The 15,700-nt window shown below is 48.3% G+C and carries 14 protein-coding genes; 9 read left to right on the forward strand and 5 right to left on the reverse strand.

The genetic code is table 11. The features are described 5' to 3' along the window. The first annotated feature begins 30 nt into the window (after nt 1-30). The 3 genes from GLV81_RS15820 (at nt 31) to GLV81_RS15830 (ending at nt 3,290) form a co-directional block, all read left to right on the forward strand. On the forward strand, nt 31-852 hold the full coding sequence (locus GLV81_RS15820; RefSeq protein ID WP_157479734.1) for an undecaprenyl-diphosphate phosphatase: 822 nt from the start codon (nt 31-33) through the stop codon (nt 850-852). Nucleotides 853-1,089: 237 nt separating this feature from the next. Further along, nucleotides 1,090-2,400, forward strand: a complete 1,311-nt coding sequence (locus GLV81_RS15825) for an MFS transporter (protein ID WP_157479735.1) — start codon at nt 1,090-1,092, stop codon at nt 2,398-2,400. A gap of 29 nt (nt 2,401-2,429) precedes the next feature. Further along, nucleotides 2,430-3,290, forward strand: coding sequence for an MBL fold metallo-hydrolase (locus GLV81_RS15830; protein ID WP_157479736.1), 861 nt, complete (start codon nt 2,430-2,432; stop codon nt 3,288-3,290). A 4-nt stretch (nt 3,291-3,294) separates the two neighbouring features. On the opposite strand, the gene GLV81_RS15835 is transcribed toward GLV81_RS15830, so the two are convergent. The 3 genes from GLV81_RS15835 to GLV81_RS15840 are packed head-to-tail and all read right to left on the reverse strand — an operon-like array spanning nt 3,295 to nt 5,082. Further along, on the reverse strand, nt 3,295-3,864 hold the full coding sequence (locus GLV81_RS15835; protein WP_246186064.1) for a DUF3108 domain-containing protein: 570 nt from the start codon (nt 3,862-3,864) through the stop codon (nt 3,295-3,297). Beyond that, nucleotides 3,818-4,087, reverse strand: a complete 270-nt coding sequence (locus GLV81_RS20675; RefSeq protein ID WP_246186065.1) for a DUF3108 domain-containing protein — start codon at nt 4,085-4,087, stop codon at nt 3,818-3,820. The genes GLV81_RS15835 and GLV81_RS20675 overlap by 47 nt, the downstream gene beginning before the upstream one ends. Beyond that, entirely contained in the window at nt 4,084-5,082 is a 999-nt protein-coding gene (locus GLV81_RS15840) for a lysylphosphatidylglycerol synthase domain-containing protein (RefSeq protein WP_197428565.1), read from the reverse strand. Before GLV81_RS15840 ends, GLV81_RS20675 begins: the two co-directional genes overlap by 4 nt. Before the next feature lie 136 nt (nt 5,083-5,218). Here GLV81_RS15840 and ruvC point away from each other — a divergent pair, with 136 nt between their 5' ends. Then, complete coding sequence (gene ruvC / locus GLV81_RS15845; protein WP_281350837.1) at nt 5,219-5,815, forward strand: crossover junction endodeoxyribonuclease RuvC; 597 nt, start codon at nt 5,219-5,221, stop codon at nt 5,813-5,815. 156 nt (nt 5,816-5,971) lie between these two features. Here the strand turns inward: ruvC and GLV81_RS15850 are convergent, their stop codons facing one another. Then, complete coding sequence (locus tag GLV81_RS15850; RefSeq protein WP_343030573.1) at nt 5,972-6,406, reverse strand: HIT family protein; 435 nt, start codon at nt 6,404-6,406, stop codon at nt 5,972-5,974. An 86-nt stretch (nt 6,407-6,492) separates the two neighbouring features. Here GLV81_RS15850 and GLV81_RS20680 point away from each other — a divergent pair, with 86 nt between their 5' ends. The 5 genes from GLV81_RS20680 to GLV81_RS15870 all read left to right on the forward strand — a co-directional run bounded on the left by GLV81_RS20680 (nt 6,493) and on the right by GLV81_RS15870 (nt 14,931). Further along, the gene (locus tag GLV81_RS20680; protein WP_246186067.1) at nt 6,493-9,123 is read left to right on the forward strand and encodes a proline iminopeptidase-family hydrolase; all 2,631 of its coding nucleotides are present in this window, start codon (nt 6,493-6,495) and stop codon (nt 9,121-9,123) included. Nucleotides 9,124-9,360: 237 nt separating this feature from the next. Further along, nucleotides 9,361-9,993 carry a hypothetical protein gene (locus GLV81_RS20685; RefSeq protein WP_246186068.1) on the forward strand — a complete coding sequence of 211 codons (633 nt, stop codon included), beginning with the start codon at nt 9,361-9,363 and terminating at the stop codon, nt 9,991-9,993. Continuing rightward, complete coding sequence (locus GLV81_RS15860; protein WP_246186069.1) at nt 9,993-12,476, forward strand: amidohydrolase family protein; 2,484 nt, start codon at nt 9,993-9,995, stop codon at nt 12,474-12,476. The genes GLV81_RS20685 and GLV81_RS15860 overlap by 1 nt, the downstream gene beginning before the upstream one ends. A 140-nt stretch (nt 12,477-12,616) precedes the next feature. Continuing rightward, nucleotides 12,617-13,930, forward strand: coding sequence for an amidohydrolase family protein (locus GLV81_RS15865; protein WP_157479739.1), 1,314 nt, complete (start codon nt 12,617-12,619; stop codon nt 13,928-13,930). Nucleotides 13,931-14,451: 521 nt separating this feature from the next. Further along, entirely contained in the window at nt 14,452-14,931 is a 480-nt protein-coding gene (locus GLV81_RS15870; RefSeq protein WP_157479740.1) for a hypothetical protein, read from the forward strand. Nucleotides 14,932-15,005: 74 nt separating this feature from the next. Here the strand turns inward: GLV81_RS15870 and GLV81_RS15875 are convergent, their stop codons facing one another. Further along, nucleotides 15,006-15,650, reverse strand: coding sequence for a hypothetical protein (locus GLV81_RS15875; protein WP_157479741.1), 645 nt, complete (start codon nt 15,648-15,650; stop codon nt 15,006-15,008). Nucleotides 15,651-15,700 lie beyond the last annotated feature (50 nt).

Genomic DNA, 15,700 nt, shown 5'->3' on the forward strand with positions numbered 1-15,700 from the left:
AGCGGTTCCTTTTTTATTTACACTTGCCGCATGGACGCATTACAAGCCATCATTATTGCCATTGTAGAAGGCCTGACCGAATACCTGCCTGTGAGCAGCACCGGCCACATGATTATTGCCGAACGTATGTTGGGTGTGGAGAGCACCAACTTCACCAAAATATTTACCGTAGCCATACAGCTGGGCGCCATTCTGAGTGTATTGGTGCTGTACTGGAAAAGATTCATCGACGTAAAGCATTGGCAGTTTTATGCCAAGTTGGTCGTGGCCGTTATTCCGGCGTTGCTGCTGGGCAAATTGTTTTCCGAAAAAATTGATGCGCTGCTCGAAAGCCCGCTCACTGTAGCCATTGCGCTGCTGCTGGGTGGCGTGGTGCTGATTGTGATTGACAAGGCATTTAAAACACCCAAGATTAAAGAAGAAGAACAAATCAGTTTTGGCAAGGCCTTCATCATTGGCTTGTGGCAATGCCTGGCCATGATACCCGGTGTAAGCCGCAGTGCAGCCAGCATCATTGGTGGTATGCAGCAAAAACTTACCCGCAGTTTGGCGGCCGAATTTTCTTTCTTTCTGGCCGTACCTACCATGGCAGCCGCTACGGGCTATTCATTGTTTTTAAAAAACTGGGAAGAAAACGGCGTGGCCGTAAAAGGCTACGACATCATATTGAGCAGCAGTCAAAACGTACAGGCATTTGTGCTGGGCAATGTGGTAGCGTTTATTGTGGCTATGCTGGCCATCAAATTCTTTATTGGCTTTTTGCAAAAGCATGGCTTTCGCCTGTTTGGCTGGTACCGCATTGTAGCCGGCATCGTATTGCTGGTGCTGCTGTGGAGTGGCTATCTGAAATAGTTGGTGGTTGATGGTTGATAGTTGCTAGTAGTAAACTGTACTAACATCGGCAATGCGTGTATATGCTTTTCGACGCATGTATTGAAGCGATAGCATGCATCCGTCTTAACTGCATTCCTATCAACTACCATCCACCAACTATCAACCAATCCCGAACATCTTTACTGCAGACATTTTACTACTTGTTGTCGCATTCAAAAAAAGTCCTATTTTTTCCGCTGCTAAACCTGCCACCGCATGCAAACAGCTCCAAAAAAAGTAGTGAACGCCTGGGCCATGTACGACTGGGCCAACAGTGTATACAACCTCGTTATTACCACCACGTTTTTTCCCATTTACTTTTTAGCCGTTACCAAGCGGCCCGAGTGGGACAATGGCGAGTCGGTGCCTTTTTTGGGCATGAGTTTTCGCAACAGCAGCCTCTATGACTATTGTCTGGCCGCGGCCTATTTTCTGGTGGCCATCAGCTATCCCATTCTTACTTCCATTGCCGATACCCGGGGCAATAAGAAAAACTTCCTCCGCTTCTTTTGCTACATGGGTGCTGTAGGTTGTTCTTCCTTGTATTTCTTTCATGGCAACCCGTTGTGGATTGGCATTGTTGGCCTCATTATGGGTGCCATGGGTTATGCCGGCAGTCTGGTGTTTTACAACGCCTACCTGCCCGAGATAGCCGCCCCCGAAGACCGTGACCGCATCAGCGCCAAGGGCTACAGCATGGGCTACATTGGCTCAGTATTGTTGCAATTGATTGGCTTTGCGTTGGTACTCACCATGAGTGATGCAGGCGATGCCACAAAAATCACATTTCTGCTTACCGGCATTTGGTGGTTTGGCTTTGCACAAATTACTTTCCGTGGTTTACCAGCCGTAGAAAAAGGGGAATCGAAAAAAGTGAATGTATTCACTGATGGCTTCAAAGAAATTGGTAAAGTATTCAATGAAGTAAAACACATGCCCGTGCTGAAACGCTTTTTGCGGGGCTTCTTCTTTTACAGCATGGGCGTACAAACCGTGATGCTGGCGGCCACTCAATTTGGCAGTAAAGTGCTGGGCCTGCCCGATACCAATCTCATCATTACGGTGGTACTCATTCAGCTGGTAGCCATTGTTGGCGCTATACTCATGAGCCGCCTCAGTGCCCGCCACGGCAACCTGGTAGTGCTAATGGGTGTCATCCTTTTTTGGATGGTGATTTGTGTAGCAGCCTTTGTCACCGTGCAGTACAAAGAAAATGGTGGCAGTGCTGAAATGCCTTTCTACGGATTGGCCATTGCTGTGGGTTTGGTAATGGGCGGCATTCAATCACTCAGCCGCAGTACCTACAGCAAGCTGATGCCCGAAACAAAAGACACGGCTTCTTATTTCACCTACTACGATTTCAGCGAAAAAATTGCAATTGTCTTAGGCTTATTTGCTTTTGGCTACATCGATGAACGCCTCGGCATGAAGTACTCCGTACTTTCGCTCATCGTGTTTTTTGTGATTGGATTTGTCTGGCTGTATTCAGCCCAGGTCAAGCACAAACAAGCACAGGCAGCTGTCTGATTTTTGTAGTACCAAAGCGTTTACAGGCTATGAAATTATTTACCATCAACACCGGATATTTCAAACTCGATGGCGGCGCCATGTTTGGCGTAGTGCCCAAAGTAATGTGGCAAAAACTCAATCCGCCCGATGACAATAACCTGTGCAACTGGGCCATGCGTTGCCTGCTGATAGATACCGGCGACCGGCGCATTTTGGTAGATACCGGCATTGGCGAGAAACAGGATGCCAAATTCTTCGGGCATTACTACCTCAACGGAAATGACACATTGCACAACAGCCTGCAACAGTTGGGCTATAACGCATCAGACATTACAGACGTTTTTCATACGCACCTGCATTTCGATCATTGCGGTGGTACCATTGTACGCCATGGAGATGCTTTGCAAACGGCTTTTCCCAATGCTACGCTGTGGAGCAACGAACGCCACTGGCGCTGGGCCACGCAACCCAATGACCGCGAAAAAGCTTCTTTCCTGAAAGAAAATATTTTACCCATCGAAACCAGCGGCAAACTCCGATTTGTACCTGTGGTGGAAGATGGCACCGTTCCTTTTGATGATGTGCCCGGCATCAGTGTTCGCTTTGCATTTGGCCACACCGATGCCATGATGCTACCACAAATCAACGTTGGTGGTAAAACCGTGGTGTACATGGCCGACCTGCTGCCTTCACCGGTACACCTTCCACTGCCGTATGTAATGGCGTACGATATGTTTCCGCTCATTACGCTGCAAGAGAAAAAACGTTTTCTGGAAGAAGCGGTGGACAACAATTATATCCTCTATTTTGAACACGACCCCAGCGTAGAATGCTGCACATTGGTACGTACAGAAAAAGGCATCCGTGCCGATAAAACGGGTACGCTGCAGGAATTGCTCAACGCTTAAAAAACTAACGGATATCTATTAATGATGTCAACGGGTAGCGCAGGTTGTAGTAGCTCATCATGTCTACCTTGATGCTGCCGACTGTAATGGGCGATTCAATGCGTACCGGCAAGCGGTTGGCATCATCGGTTACCCACACGGTCATTTTTTCGCCCCCTTCAAAAATGCTACCCTTCAGCAGCAGCGGCTTAAACTTGATGCAACGAAATTTTCCGTAGCGGGTTTTAATTACTTCCTTACCCATATAGCGTACATACATGTTGTACACTTTGTTGTCTAAAAACAAATCGAAGGGCAACATTTCACCGGGCTTCAGGCTATTGAAATCCATGTTGCGGGCCAGGTACACTTCACTCAGTACATCCTGTGCACAAGATGGAATAGCAAAAACACCTTTGTTGGTGACGGCTGTTTTTTTATCGTGGTAAAAAGTAACGTTCTCGTAAATCTTATAGCCCCCTTCATCTACATTGCGAATGAATTTTTGTGGCAATAACGAAGCTGTATCTATGTAGGTTTCATAGCGGTCACGTACCCGGTATATCCAATCGTAGCTTGCTGAGGGTACTGCCATCGGCCACTACATGATAGGCAGGCTTATTGTTGAGTGTACTGAGGGTAGCCGTAAAAGATACATTACCAGCATGTACCCAAATGCCAGCCAGTGTATAATACACATGGAATACGACTTTTTCACCGTGCTTAAAGGCCTTGTTCTTGGTATTGCAAGCCCCTTCCGTACTGGCTTTGGGTGCAAATGCCAGCAACAATATCCCTGCTATCAACAATTTCTTCATGCCTTTTCGAATGTGGTTTTACCAAACAGTTTAACGCCCAGCAAAATCAAACTTCCCGCCAATGCGGGTAAAATAATGTTAATAAACCAAATAACGGCTGCCGCCAGTAAAATGCCTACCTCCTGCTGGCAATACCAGCCAAATACCAACAAGCTTACTTTACCCCGAATGCCCAACTCTGCGAGTGATATGCTGGGCACCACAGCCAATATCAAAAACAAGATTGAAGTGGCGGCAATGGCATCCAACCAATAGATGGGCAATTGCAGCGCCATAAATACCAGCACGTATTGCACTAAAAAAACAATGTAGCGCAATGCTGCCAGGCCCAGTATTTTCAATAGTTCGAAGCGATGTATTTCACCAACCGCATGCACAATGGGTGCATACTTCATAGCGGCTGGCCACTTCTCCATCCAACGTACCATCCAGCCGGCGTTGAAGTACAACAACTGTACCGCTATACAAGCCAGCAACGTACCAAAGAACAATACCCGCATCAGCAGTTGTTCGCCATCTGCAGGTAGCACATTACTGCTGTACCAATAAACAATGCCTATCATACCTGCCGTCATGGTGATGATGAGTTGGCTCATGCTGCTCATGGCCGTAAGAGTAGCAGCTTTCATGCGGCTGCCATCGGGCAGGTACAATACCCGACCCAAAAATTCGCCCATGCGGTTGGGCGTAAGCATGGTAAATGAAACGCCGGCCAATACGCCCAGCAAGGCTTTCCACCAACCAATGGGCATCAGGTGGTTCACTAGTTGCTGCCACTTGAGTGCTTCAATGCTCCAGTTGAGCAGCATGAGCAACACAATACAGATGAGTGGAACCGTGCCATGCTCTCGTATGTTTTGTACAAGTTGCTGCCAATGCTGCGCCGGATCTTGCTGCGAAGACAACTGTTTGTAAATAGAAAATGCAATGGCGATAAACAACAGCGGACCTGCAACGTAATTGAGCCATTTTTTGAGATGAGAAACCGATTGCAAAGGATGCCGCTTTTTTGTGCCTGCAAAATACTGTTTACTTTCGATTGACCGTTGATACAAACACAACAGCTGGCACAACGGCATTTCAGCATTTCTTTTTTATGGCTACGCAAAAATCATCCCTTCATCTACCGTTATACTCGGTGTAGACCCCGGCACAGTGGTGATGGGTTACTCAGTGATACGCTGCACCGGCCAAAAAATTGAGATGCTGCACATGGGCACCCTTAACATGAGTTGGGAGCACGATGTGTTTGAACGCCTGCAACGCATTTACAAAACCATGGACGAAGTGATCCGGCAATTTCAGCCGCATCACTTTGCTATTGAAGCCCCCTTCTTTGGCAAAAACGTGCAGAGTATGCTGAAGCTGGGCCGTGCACAAGGTGTGGCCATTGCCTGCGCCATGCAGCACAACCTGGCCGTAACGGAGTACTCACCCAAAAAAGTAAAAATGGTGGTGACCGGAAATGGCAATGCAGAAAAAGAACAGGTGTGGGGCATGCTGCAACGCCTGCTGCAACTCACTGAAAAACCCAAGGGCTTCGATGCATCAGATGCATTGGCCGTAGCGGTTTGCCATCATTATCAGCAGCAATCGCCACTCGCCGGGCTTACCAACAAAAGCAAGGGCTGGGAAGATTTTCTAAAGAAAAATCCTGAGCGGGTAAGTGCTGGCAAATTACCTAACCCTCCAACCTCCCTAAAGGGAGGGTTGAAGAAGGGAAAATAGAAATTGTAAGTCAATCAAATTCATCCTTAAGAAAATCAAGAACAAGGAGAACAGGATTGCAGAAAAAACTACGCTGAATTCTAAGTGTAACCCCTTTACATTAAAGCCATTTTGAAGTCCTCCCTTTAGGGAGCCTGCCAGTCGTCAGACAGGGATTTAGGCGGGTATCGCTGCCAATATTTTTTCCTGTGTCGCCTTCAGTTCTTCCATCGTAGGCTTAATTTTTTTGGTGAGGATGTCGGCGTCCTGCATGCCATTCATGGGTACGAGATGAATGTGTGCATGCGGTACTTCAAAACCAATAGTAACAATGTTGACGCGGTTGCAACCCGTTACTTGTTGAATGGCTTGCGCAATGGGTTTACAAAAACTGAGGTAGCCTTCCAGGTAATCATCGGGTAAGTCAAACAGTTTGTCGACTTCAATCTTTGGCACTACCAAAGTATGTCCTTCTGTGGCTGGAAAAATATCGAGGAAAGCGTAGAACCTATCGTTCTCTGCAATCTTGAAAGAAGGAATTTCTCCGGCGATGATTTTGCTGAAAATACTCATGGTAATGGCTATAAATGTTCCGCTCAAAAATACAGCCAATACCAGCAATTACTTTGCTGAATTTGCCGGGCAGTGCCGCTTTGCTGCGCAGGCATTTCTGCTATCTTTACTTCAAACCACATTCTATGGCAGACGCTACACAATTTCTTGAGGCCGTTCAGGCCGGCTATACATTCAAAGGTGAAAAAGTAAAAATTGGCCGGGCCATGTTTCAGGGCCAGGTGGTGCCGGGTGCCGATGTGTACCTGCCGCTCAAAACCATGAACCGCCATGGCCTCATTGCTGGTGCCACGGGCACCGGTAAAACCAAAACCTTGCAAGTGATCAGCGAACTGCTCAGCGATGCCAGCATACCCGTGCTGGTGATGGACATCAAAGGCGACCTGAGTGGCATTGCCGCTGCCGGTACCAGCAATGCCAAAATTGAAGACCGCAGCAAATTGCTCGACATAACGTACACGCCTACGGGCTACCCCAGCGAACTGCTGGCCCTGGGCGAAAACCAGCCGGGCGTAAGGCTTCGGGCTACTGTAAGTGAATTTGGCCCCGTGCTGCTCAGCAAAATTTTAGGACTCAACGATACACAGGCCGGACTGGTGGCCATGCTGTTTAAATACAGCGATGACCAGCAACTGCCTTTGCTCGATTTGAAAGATTTTAAAAAGCTCCTGCAATACGCCGCCGAAGAAGGCAAGGCCGAACTCGAAAAAGAATACGGCAAAATTTCTACCACCAGTACCGGTACCATTTTGCGCAAAGTGATTGAACTGGAGCAGCAGGGTGCTACCCATTTTTTTGGTGAAAGAAGTTTTGAAGTAGAAGACCTGATGCGCATCAGCGATGATGGCCGTGGCGTGGTAAATATTTTGCGGGTAATGGACCTGCAAGACAAGCCCAAACTCTTCAGCACTTTTATGCTGCAAATGCTGGCCGAACTCTATGCCAGCTGCCCCGAAGAAGGTGACCTCGATAAGCCCAAACTCATTTTGTTTATTGATGAAGCGCACCTCATTTTTCAGGAAGCCAGCGATGCATTGTTGCAGCAAATTGAAACCATCATCAAGCTCATTCGCTCCAAAGGCATCGGCATTTTCTTTTGTACCCAAAACCCTATGGATGTACCGGCCAGCATTCTCGGCCAGCTCGGTATGAAAGTGCAGCATGCATTACGTGCTTTTACCGCCAACGACCGCAAAACCATTAAGCAAACCGCAGAAAACTATCCGCTCAGCGATTTTTACCAAACCGATGAACTGCTCACACAAGTAGGTATTGGTGAAGCACTGATTACACTGTTGAATGAAAAAGGCATTCCTACACCACTGGTGCATGTAATGCTCAATCCGCCCCGCAGCCGCATGGATGTGATTACCGAAGCTGAAGTAAATGCATTGGTGGCCAACAGCAAGCTGGTGAAGAAATACAACCAGGAAGTAGACAGCCACAGCGCCTACGAAATACTCACTGCCAAACTGCAAGAAGCAGCGGAGAAAACACAGGCTGAGGCTGAGGTAAAGGAAGAGAAAAAAGCAGCCAAAGAAGAACCCGGCATGATAGAACAGGTACTCGATAATACAGTTGTAAAAAGTGCTATGCGTACTGCCGCCAACACCATTACCCGCAGCCTGCTTGGCGCCTTGGGCCTCGGTGGCAGAAGCAAAAAAAGAGCTGGTTTTAAGCATCACGGAATACATATTTGTGCACTACAACAAATCAATCCTTCGCTTATGAAAAATGGGTGGCTTCTTTTATGTATCGCAATGCTGGCGGTAGCCTGCAATAGCAGCAACCATCAGCCCGCTACAACAGCTTATTTTGCCCGTACTGATAGCGGCCTTCAAACAGGTGGTGTCAAAATGATTCCAATCGAAACACCAAAGGGAACCTTCCATGTATGGACCAAACGCATTGGCAACACCCCCCGCATGAAACTGCTGTTGCTGCACGGCGGCCCTGGTGGCACCCACGAAGTCTTTGAATGCTTTGAAAGTTTTATGCCGGCCGAAGGCATCGAGATTATTGAGTACGACCAACTCGATAGTTATTACAGCGATCAACCCAACGACAGCAGCCTGTGGACCACCGAAAGGTTTGTAGAAGAAGTGGAACAGGTACGCAAAGCGCTGGGTTGTGACAGCAGTAATTTTTATGTGCTCGGCCACAGCTGGGGCGGTATTCTAGCCATGGAGTATGCGCTGAAATATCAGCAGCACATCAAGGGGCTCATCATTAGCAATATGATGAGTGATGTGCCTGCGTATGGAAAGTATGCACAAGAAGTATTGGCCGAACAAATGGATCCCAAAGTGCTCGATACCATTCGTGGTTTGGAAGCCAACGGCGATTACAGCAATCCCAAATACATGGAGTTGCTTGGACCTAATTTTTACGACAAACATGTGTGCCGCGTAGTGCCCAATCCGGAGCCAATTTACCGTGCATTCAAGCACCTCAACCCCAATATTTATGTGTGCATGCAAGGCCCCAGTGAGTTTGGCGTGGCCGGCCGCTTGATCAACTGGAACCGCAGCAAGGATTTACCCAACATAACGGTACCCACATTGGTGATTGGTGCCACCCATGATACCATGGACCCCGAACACATGAAATGGATGGCCACTCAAGTCAAAAATGGCCGCAGCCTCATTTGTCCCAATGGCAGCCACTGCGCCATGTGGGACGATCAGGAAACCTATTTCACCGGCCTCATTCGTTTTATGAAAGATGTGGATGCCGGAAGACCCATCAAAGAGTAGCTGCCGGATACTTCAACAATTACGACATCATCATCATGTATTGTCAACTGCCCTGTTTCCAACGGGGCAGTTGTATTTATAGCAATGCGTAATCATTTTATGGCGCCGTCTCGCAGCAACTACATTCAAACACAAAAAATCTCCCCTTTTCCTGCTGCCTATCGGCACTATTATCGTCAAATGCGGTAGTTTACCGTTTTCCGTTTTTAACCTCCATTTCAAATAAACTAAAGCACTATGAGAAAAATGAAGCTTTGGTTGGCAGGCCTTGTGCTATTGATGGCACAGGCAAAGGCCCAACCTACCTTCCCGGTAAATGGTGTGAGCACGCCGGGTTCGGGTGCCTATGCGTTTACCAACGCCACCATTGTAAAAGATGCCAAAACCACCATTCCCAATGCCAGCATGGTCATCCGCGATGGTAAGATTGTGGCCGTGGGTGCAGGCATCAGCATTCCGAAAGATGCCGTGGTGATTGATTGTAAGGACAAGTTCATCTATCCTTCTTTCATCGATTTGCAAAGCGATTATGGCATGCCAGCCCGCCCCCAAGGCCGCGGCGGTTTCGACTTTCGTGCACCGGCACAGCTCGAAACCAATGTGAAAGGTGCCTTCGGCTGGAACCAGGCCCTCAAAGCAGATGTAGATGCCGCCAGCCTGTTTGTACCCGATGATGCCAAGGCCAAAAGCCTGCGGGATGCCGGCTTTGGTACAGTGCTTACACATCAACCCGATGGTATTGCCCGTGGTACCGGAGCTGTGGTTACACTCGCCAGCGTACGTGCCAATCAGGTGCTGGTAAAGAGAAAGCCGCTGCGCTGTATTCTTTCAGCAAAGGCAGCAGCACCCAAAGCTACCCCGGTAGTTTGATGGGTACCATTTCGCTGCTGCGCCAAACTTATCTGGATGCGCAGTGGTACAAAAGCAACCCCAAAGCAGAAGGCGTGAACCTGACGCTGAAAGCATGGAACGACCAGCAAAACTTACCACAGGTATTCGACCCCAGCCAGGGCGGCGACTTGTGGAATGTAATGCGGGCCGACCGCATTGGCGATGAGTTTGGTGTACAGTACATCATCAAAGCCAGTGGCAAAGAATACCAGCGCATCAGCGATGTGGCTGCTACCAAAGCGCCGCTCATTGTAAGCCTCAACTACCCTGCTGCGCAGGATGTAGAAGACCCCAATGCGGCCCGCTACGTAAGTCTGGCCGATATGAAGCATTGGGAGCTGGCACCCACCAACCCTGCAGCTATTGAAAAAGCGGGCATTCCTTTCGTACTCACCATGAGTGATGTACGTGACGGACGCACCTTTATGAGCAACCTGCGCAAAGCCATGGAGTATGGCCTGAGCGAAACCGCTGCCATGGAAGCGTTGACCAAAACTCCTGCATCACTGTTGGGTATTTACGACAAACTAGGCAGCCTCGATGCAGGCAAGCTGGCCAACTTTGTGATTACCAACGGTCCCATCTTTAGCGAAAAAACGACCATCCACCACAACTGGGTGCAGGGCAATGCCTATGTGGTAAAAGACGACAACTGGCACAACACCAATGGTAGCTATGCATTGACAGTAAATGGCCCATCAGGAGCACAGCAATTTACCCTCGATGTAAAAAGCAGCAGCAGTGCAGAAGTTTCTGCAAAAGACACACTGACCACGCAGTTTTCTTTTGATGGCAAAATGGTGAAAATAGGTTTTGCGCCCCGTACCCGCCGTGCCGGCATGGGTGGCGGTCGCCCCGGCATGATGATGGGTGGCGCCGCTGCAGCATTGCCCGCCAGTGCCATTCGCCTGAGTGGTGTAAGCAATGGCGATGTATGGCAGGGCACCGGCCTCGACAGTAACGGAAACGCATTGACGTGGACCGCAGTTCGTACCAAAACCACCGAAGTAAAAGCAGATAGCGTAGCCAAAAAAGCCGCACCACAAGTAGGCAGCCTCATGTATCCGTTTGTTGGTTTTGGCGCCACCGAAATGCCGAAGCAAGAAACCATCCTCATTAAAAACGCTACCGTTTGGACCAGCGAAAAAGAAGGTGTACTGACAGCAACAGACGTGCTGGTGAAGAATGGTAAAATTGCTGCCGTAGGTAAAAACCTGAGCGATGCATCGGCCCGTGTAATTGATGGTACCGGCAAGCACCTGAGTGCAGGCATCATTGATGAGCACAGCCACATTGCAGTAAGCAGCATCAACGAAGGTGGTCAGAGTGTTACCTCTGAAGTTCGCATCAAAGACAACCTCGACCCCGATGACATCAACATTTACCGCCAGCTGAGTGGTGGTGTTACTACCTCGCATATTTTGCATGGCAGTGCCAATACCATTGGCGGTCAAACCCAGCTTATCAAACTCCGCTGGGGTACTAACGATCAGGGATTGATGTTCCAAAACTGGGATCCGTTTATCAAGTTTGCCCTGGGCGAAAACGTAAAACGTACCACCGCAACCAACGGCAATACCCGCTTCCCCGATACCCGTATGGGCGTGGAGCAAGTGTTGATTGACGCCTTTACCCGTGCTAAAGACTATGAAGCACAACTGAAGGCTGCGGAAGAAAACAACAAGAAGAAAGGCGCTACGCCAATGGTAGTTCGCCGCGACCTGGAGTTGGACGCCTTAGTAGAAATCATGAACCAAAAGCGTTTCATTACCTGCCACAGTTATGTAGCCAGCGAAATAGTAAGCACCATGCGTGTTGCCGAACAGTTTGGTTTTAAAGTAAACACCTTCACCCATATTTTGGAAGGCTACAAAGTAGCTGATAAAATGAAGGCACATGGTGCCAACGCTTCTACCTTCAGCGATTGGTGGGCGTACAAGCTGGAAGTACAGGATGCCATTCCGTACAACGCTTACATCATGAACAAAGTGGGTCTCAACGTAGCCATTAATAGTGATGATGCTGAAATGGCTCGTCGCCTCAACCAGGAAGCTGCGAAAGCCGTAAAGTATGGTGGCCTGACAGAAGAAGAAGCACTGCGTATGGTGACCATTAACCCTGCCAAGATGCTGCATGTGGATGACCGTGTAGGTTCTATCAAAGTGGGTAAAGATGCTGACCTCGTATTGTGGAGCGATAACCCACTGAGTATTTATGCAAAGTCATTGTACACCATTGTTGATGGCACTGTGTTCTTCGACCGTGCCAAAGACCTGCAGGTACAACAGCAAGTGAAGGAAGAACGGACCCGCCTCATCAAAAAAATGATGGGTGAAAAAGGTGCCGGTCGTCCTGTAGTTCCCGCACAGCCATCGTACAAGTTTGTACATACCTGCGGCGACCACAGCCACAAAATGGGCCTGCTGGAATTTGATGAGCATGAATTGGAAGAAATAAAGTGAGGGTATTGAACCACAAAGACACTATGAAGGCACTAAGAGCTCCAGATAAATTATTCTTTGTGTCTGTTGTGTAGCCTTTGTGTCCTGGTGGTTAATAGCAGCGCTTTAAAATGATCAACACATCATTTAAAAAAATTAGAATGAAAAAAATACTTTTTAGCCTCGCAGTATTGGCATCGTTCAGCGGCTTTGCGCAGGACAATGTGTACCCTGCTCCTGCGGCCAAGGGCGTGGTGCTGCTGAAGGGCGGTACCGTTCACGTGGGCAATGGCCAGGTGATAGAAAATGCCACGGTAAAAATCAACAACGGTAAAATTGAGCAGGTAGGGCAAAACATCAGTGCTACCGGCGATGCCAAAGTGATAGATGTAACCGGCAAACACATTTACCCCGGTCTTATTTTGCCTGCTACCCAACTGGGCTTGCAAGAAATTGGCAGCGGTGTACGGGGCAGCAACGACTTTTTTGAAATTGGCGATAACAACGCCTCAGTACGTGCTATTGCTGCATACAACGCCGATAGCAAAGTAACCAACACCCTGCGCAGCAACGGCATTTTGCTGGCCAACGTTGTACCACAAGGTCAGGTGGTGGGTGGCATTTCATCCGTAGTGCAGCTGGATGCCTGGAACTATGAAGATGCTGCTTACGCCATCGACAATGGCATGCAGTTTTACATGCCCAGCTTGCTGGCCCGCCCCGGTGGTGGTCGCTTTGCTGCCTTCTTTGCGCAAATGGGTGGTGCCCCAACCGATCCGGTAAAACAGGCACTGGAAACCATTGAAAAAGTGAAGCAGTTTTTCCGCGATGCCAAAGCATGGAATGCCGAACCGGTGCATGCAGAAAAGAATCTGAAATACGAGGCCGTGAAGCCTTTGTTTGAGAAAAAGCAAAAGCTGTATGTACATGCCAGTCAGGTAAACCAAATGCTGGTAGCCATTGATTTTGTAAAAGAGTTTGGCTTTGATGTAGTGCTCGTAGGTGCCAGCGAAGCCTACCGCATTGCCGACCTGCTGAAGCAAAACAACATCAGCGTTATCCTGAGCCAAATGCACAACCTGCCTACCAGCGATGACGATGCCGTAGATCAGCCCTATGCTGCACCAGCGGTGTTGCAAAAAGCCGGTGTACTGTTTTGCATCAACGATGATGACCCGCAAAACCGCGGCCGCAACCTGCCTTTCAATGCGGGTACTGCAGCCGCCTACGGCATGAGCAAAGAGGAAGCACTGACTGCCATTACTCTCAATGCGGCCAAAGTGTTGGGTATTGAAAACCGAACCGGTTCAATCGAAGCAGGCAAAGACGCCAACATTGTGGTTAGCGATGGCGACATCCTCGACATGCGCAGTAGCAAAATTTCACATGCTTTCATTCAGGGTCGTCAGCTGGTGCTCGACGATAAGCACAAGCAACTGTTTGAACGCTACAAGCACAAGTACGGCATTAAATAACGGTTGGTTATTTATGTTTACAAAAGAGGACTCCATTCGGGGTCCTCTTTTTTGTACCAATGCATCAAGTTGCTCTTACGGAGCAAATTAATTGGCGGCGGTTTTCGTTGCTAAAAACAGATTGCTCCTATGGAGCAAAGCACAATTTGATTCATTGATAACTGCTACAAACAGGTTGCTCCTATGGAGCAAAACAGATTGAATGATTCGCCCCGACCTGCTACAAATAGATTGTTCCTACGGAGCAAAGCGAAATACAAAACAATCAATTTGTACGCCAGCGACTTTGCTATCACTTAGCAAGTTTTGTTTTAGTACCAATAGGAACAAGACTTGAACTTGTCACTCCATGAACCTGTAAACACTCGAACCTGTGAACTCTGGAACTTGTGAACCTTCCAACCTCCCAACCTTTCAACCTTCCCAACCTCCACTCCCATCACTTCGTTAAAGAACTGCAAACAGTTTTCTGTTTTTCTCATTCTGGCCTGATTTTTTTAGCATGGTTGGTAAACGCAAGTATGAACGTAAAACAACTTTTAGTAGCTGCTGCATTAGTAGGATTGGCTCACACCGCCGGCGCCCAAGCCACCGGCAGCACGTACAAAACCGCTTTGGGTTTCAAATTTTCACCCACAGCTGTCACTGTAAAACACTTTGTAAAAAGCAATGCTGCCATTGAAGGCCTGGCCTATTTCTGGCGGGATGGCTTCCGGGCCACCGGCCTGTACGAGTGGCATGATGATATAAAAGGAGCCCGTGGCTTGCAGTGGTATGTGGGCGGTGGTGCCCACGTAGATTTTTGGGACGATGAATACCGCAATCGTTTCAACCCCAGCGGCCGTGCGGCTGCCGGTTTGGATGGAGTGATTGGTCTCGATTACAAATTCAATGGTGCTCCTATCAACATCAGCCTCGACTGGCAACCGTCGGTCACCTTTATTGGTGCCAACTACAACAGCGTAGACTGGCTGGGCGTAGCCGTCCGCTTTACCTTTTAAAAAGAGTGAATAGGGTATAACAAAAGGGCCTGCAGCTATTTAGTTGCAGGCCCGCTTTTATTTTTTTCTCCGAGTTATTTGCGAGTAGATGGTTTGCTGCCGCCCAACCCAATGGTCAAACCTCCGCCCAACCCAAATTGCAAAAACGTAGAGTAAGTGCTGATGCCTGCACCAGTGCCACCTGTGCCAAAATAAAAACCACCACCTATACCGCCAACCGCACTATTGAGCTGTGCATACAATTTGAGTCCAACGTTATCAGCCAGCATAAACCGGCCTCCCCCTTTTACATTAAAAGCAAACTTGGTAACCGACTGGCTGTTGTTTTTATTGGTAGACCAAACTGCGCCAATGGCGGCACCGCCAAAAGCCATGGCCTTTCTGTTTTGCCCAAAATAATTATTGCCGCCCAAAGTGAGGTAATGAATATTGATGTCATATGTTTTTGGTGCCAACAATAAGTAGCCCCGCATTTCTGTACTCATCGTTTGATAGGTAATTTCTACCGTACGTTCATTAAACCGGGTACTGGCTCTGGGAATGGCCAATTCAACAGAGCCCCCATAGTGCATACCACCCTTTATTTTACCGGAATATCCTTCCACATATACGCTTTCATCGAAGCTGTAACCAGCAAAACCATTGAGGTAGATCTGTGGTTGGGCAAACCCAACAAATGCTGCGAGTAATCCAGCTATCAACAAAGAACACTTTCTCATATACAAATAATTTTAGTTGTTACAAATTTACAACAGGATTGTGTTCACAC

This window comes from Phnomibacter ginsenosidimutans (genome assembly GCF_009740285.1).
Taxonomy (GTDB): domain Bacteria; phylum Bacteroidota; class Bacteroidia; order Chitinophagales; family Chitinophagaceae; genus Phnomibacter; species Phnomibacter ginsenosidimutans.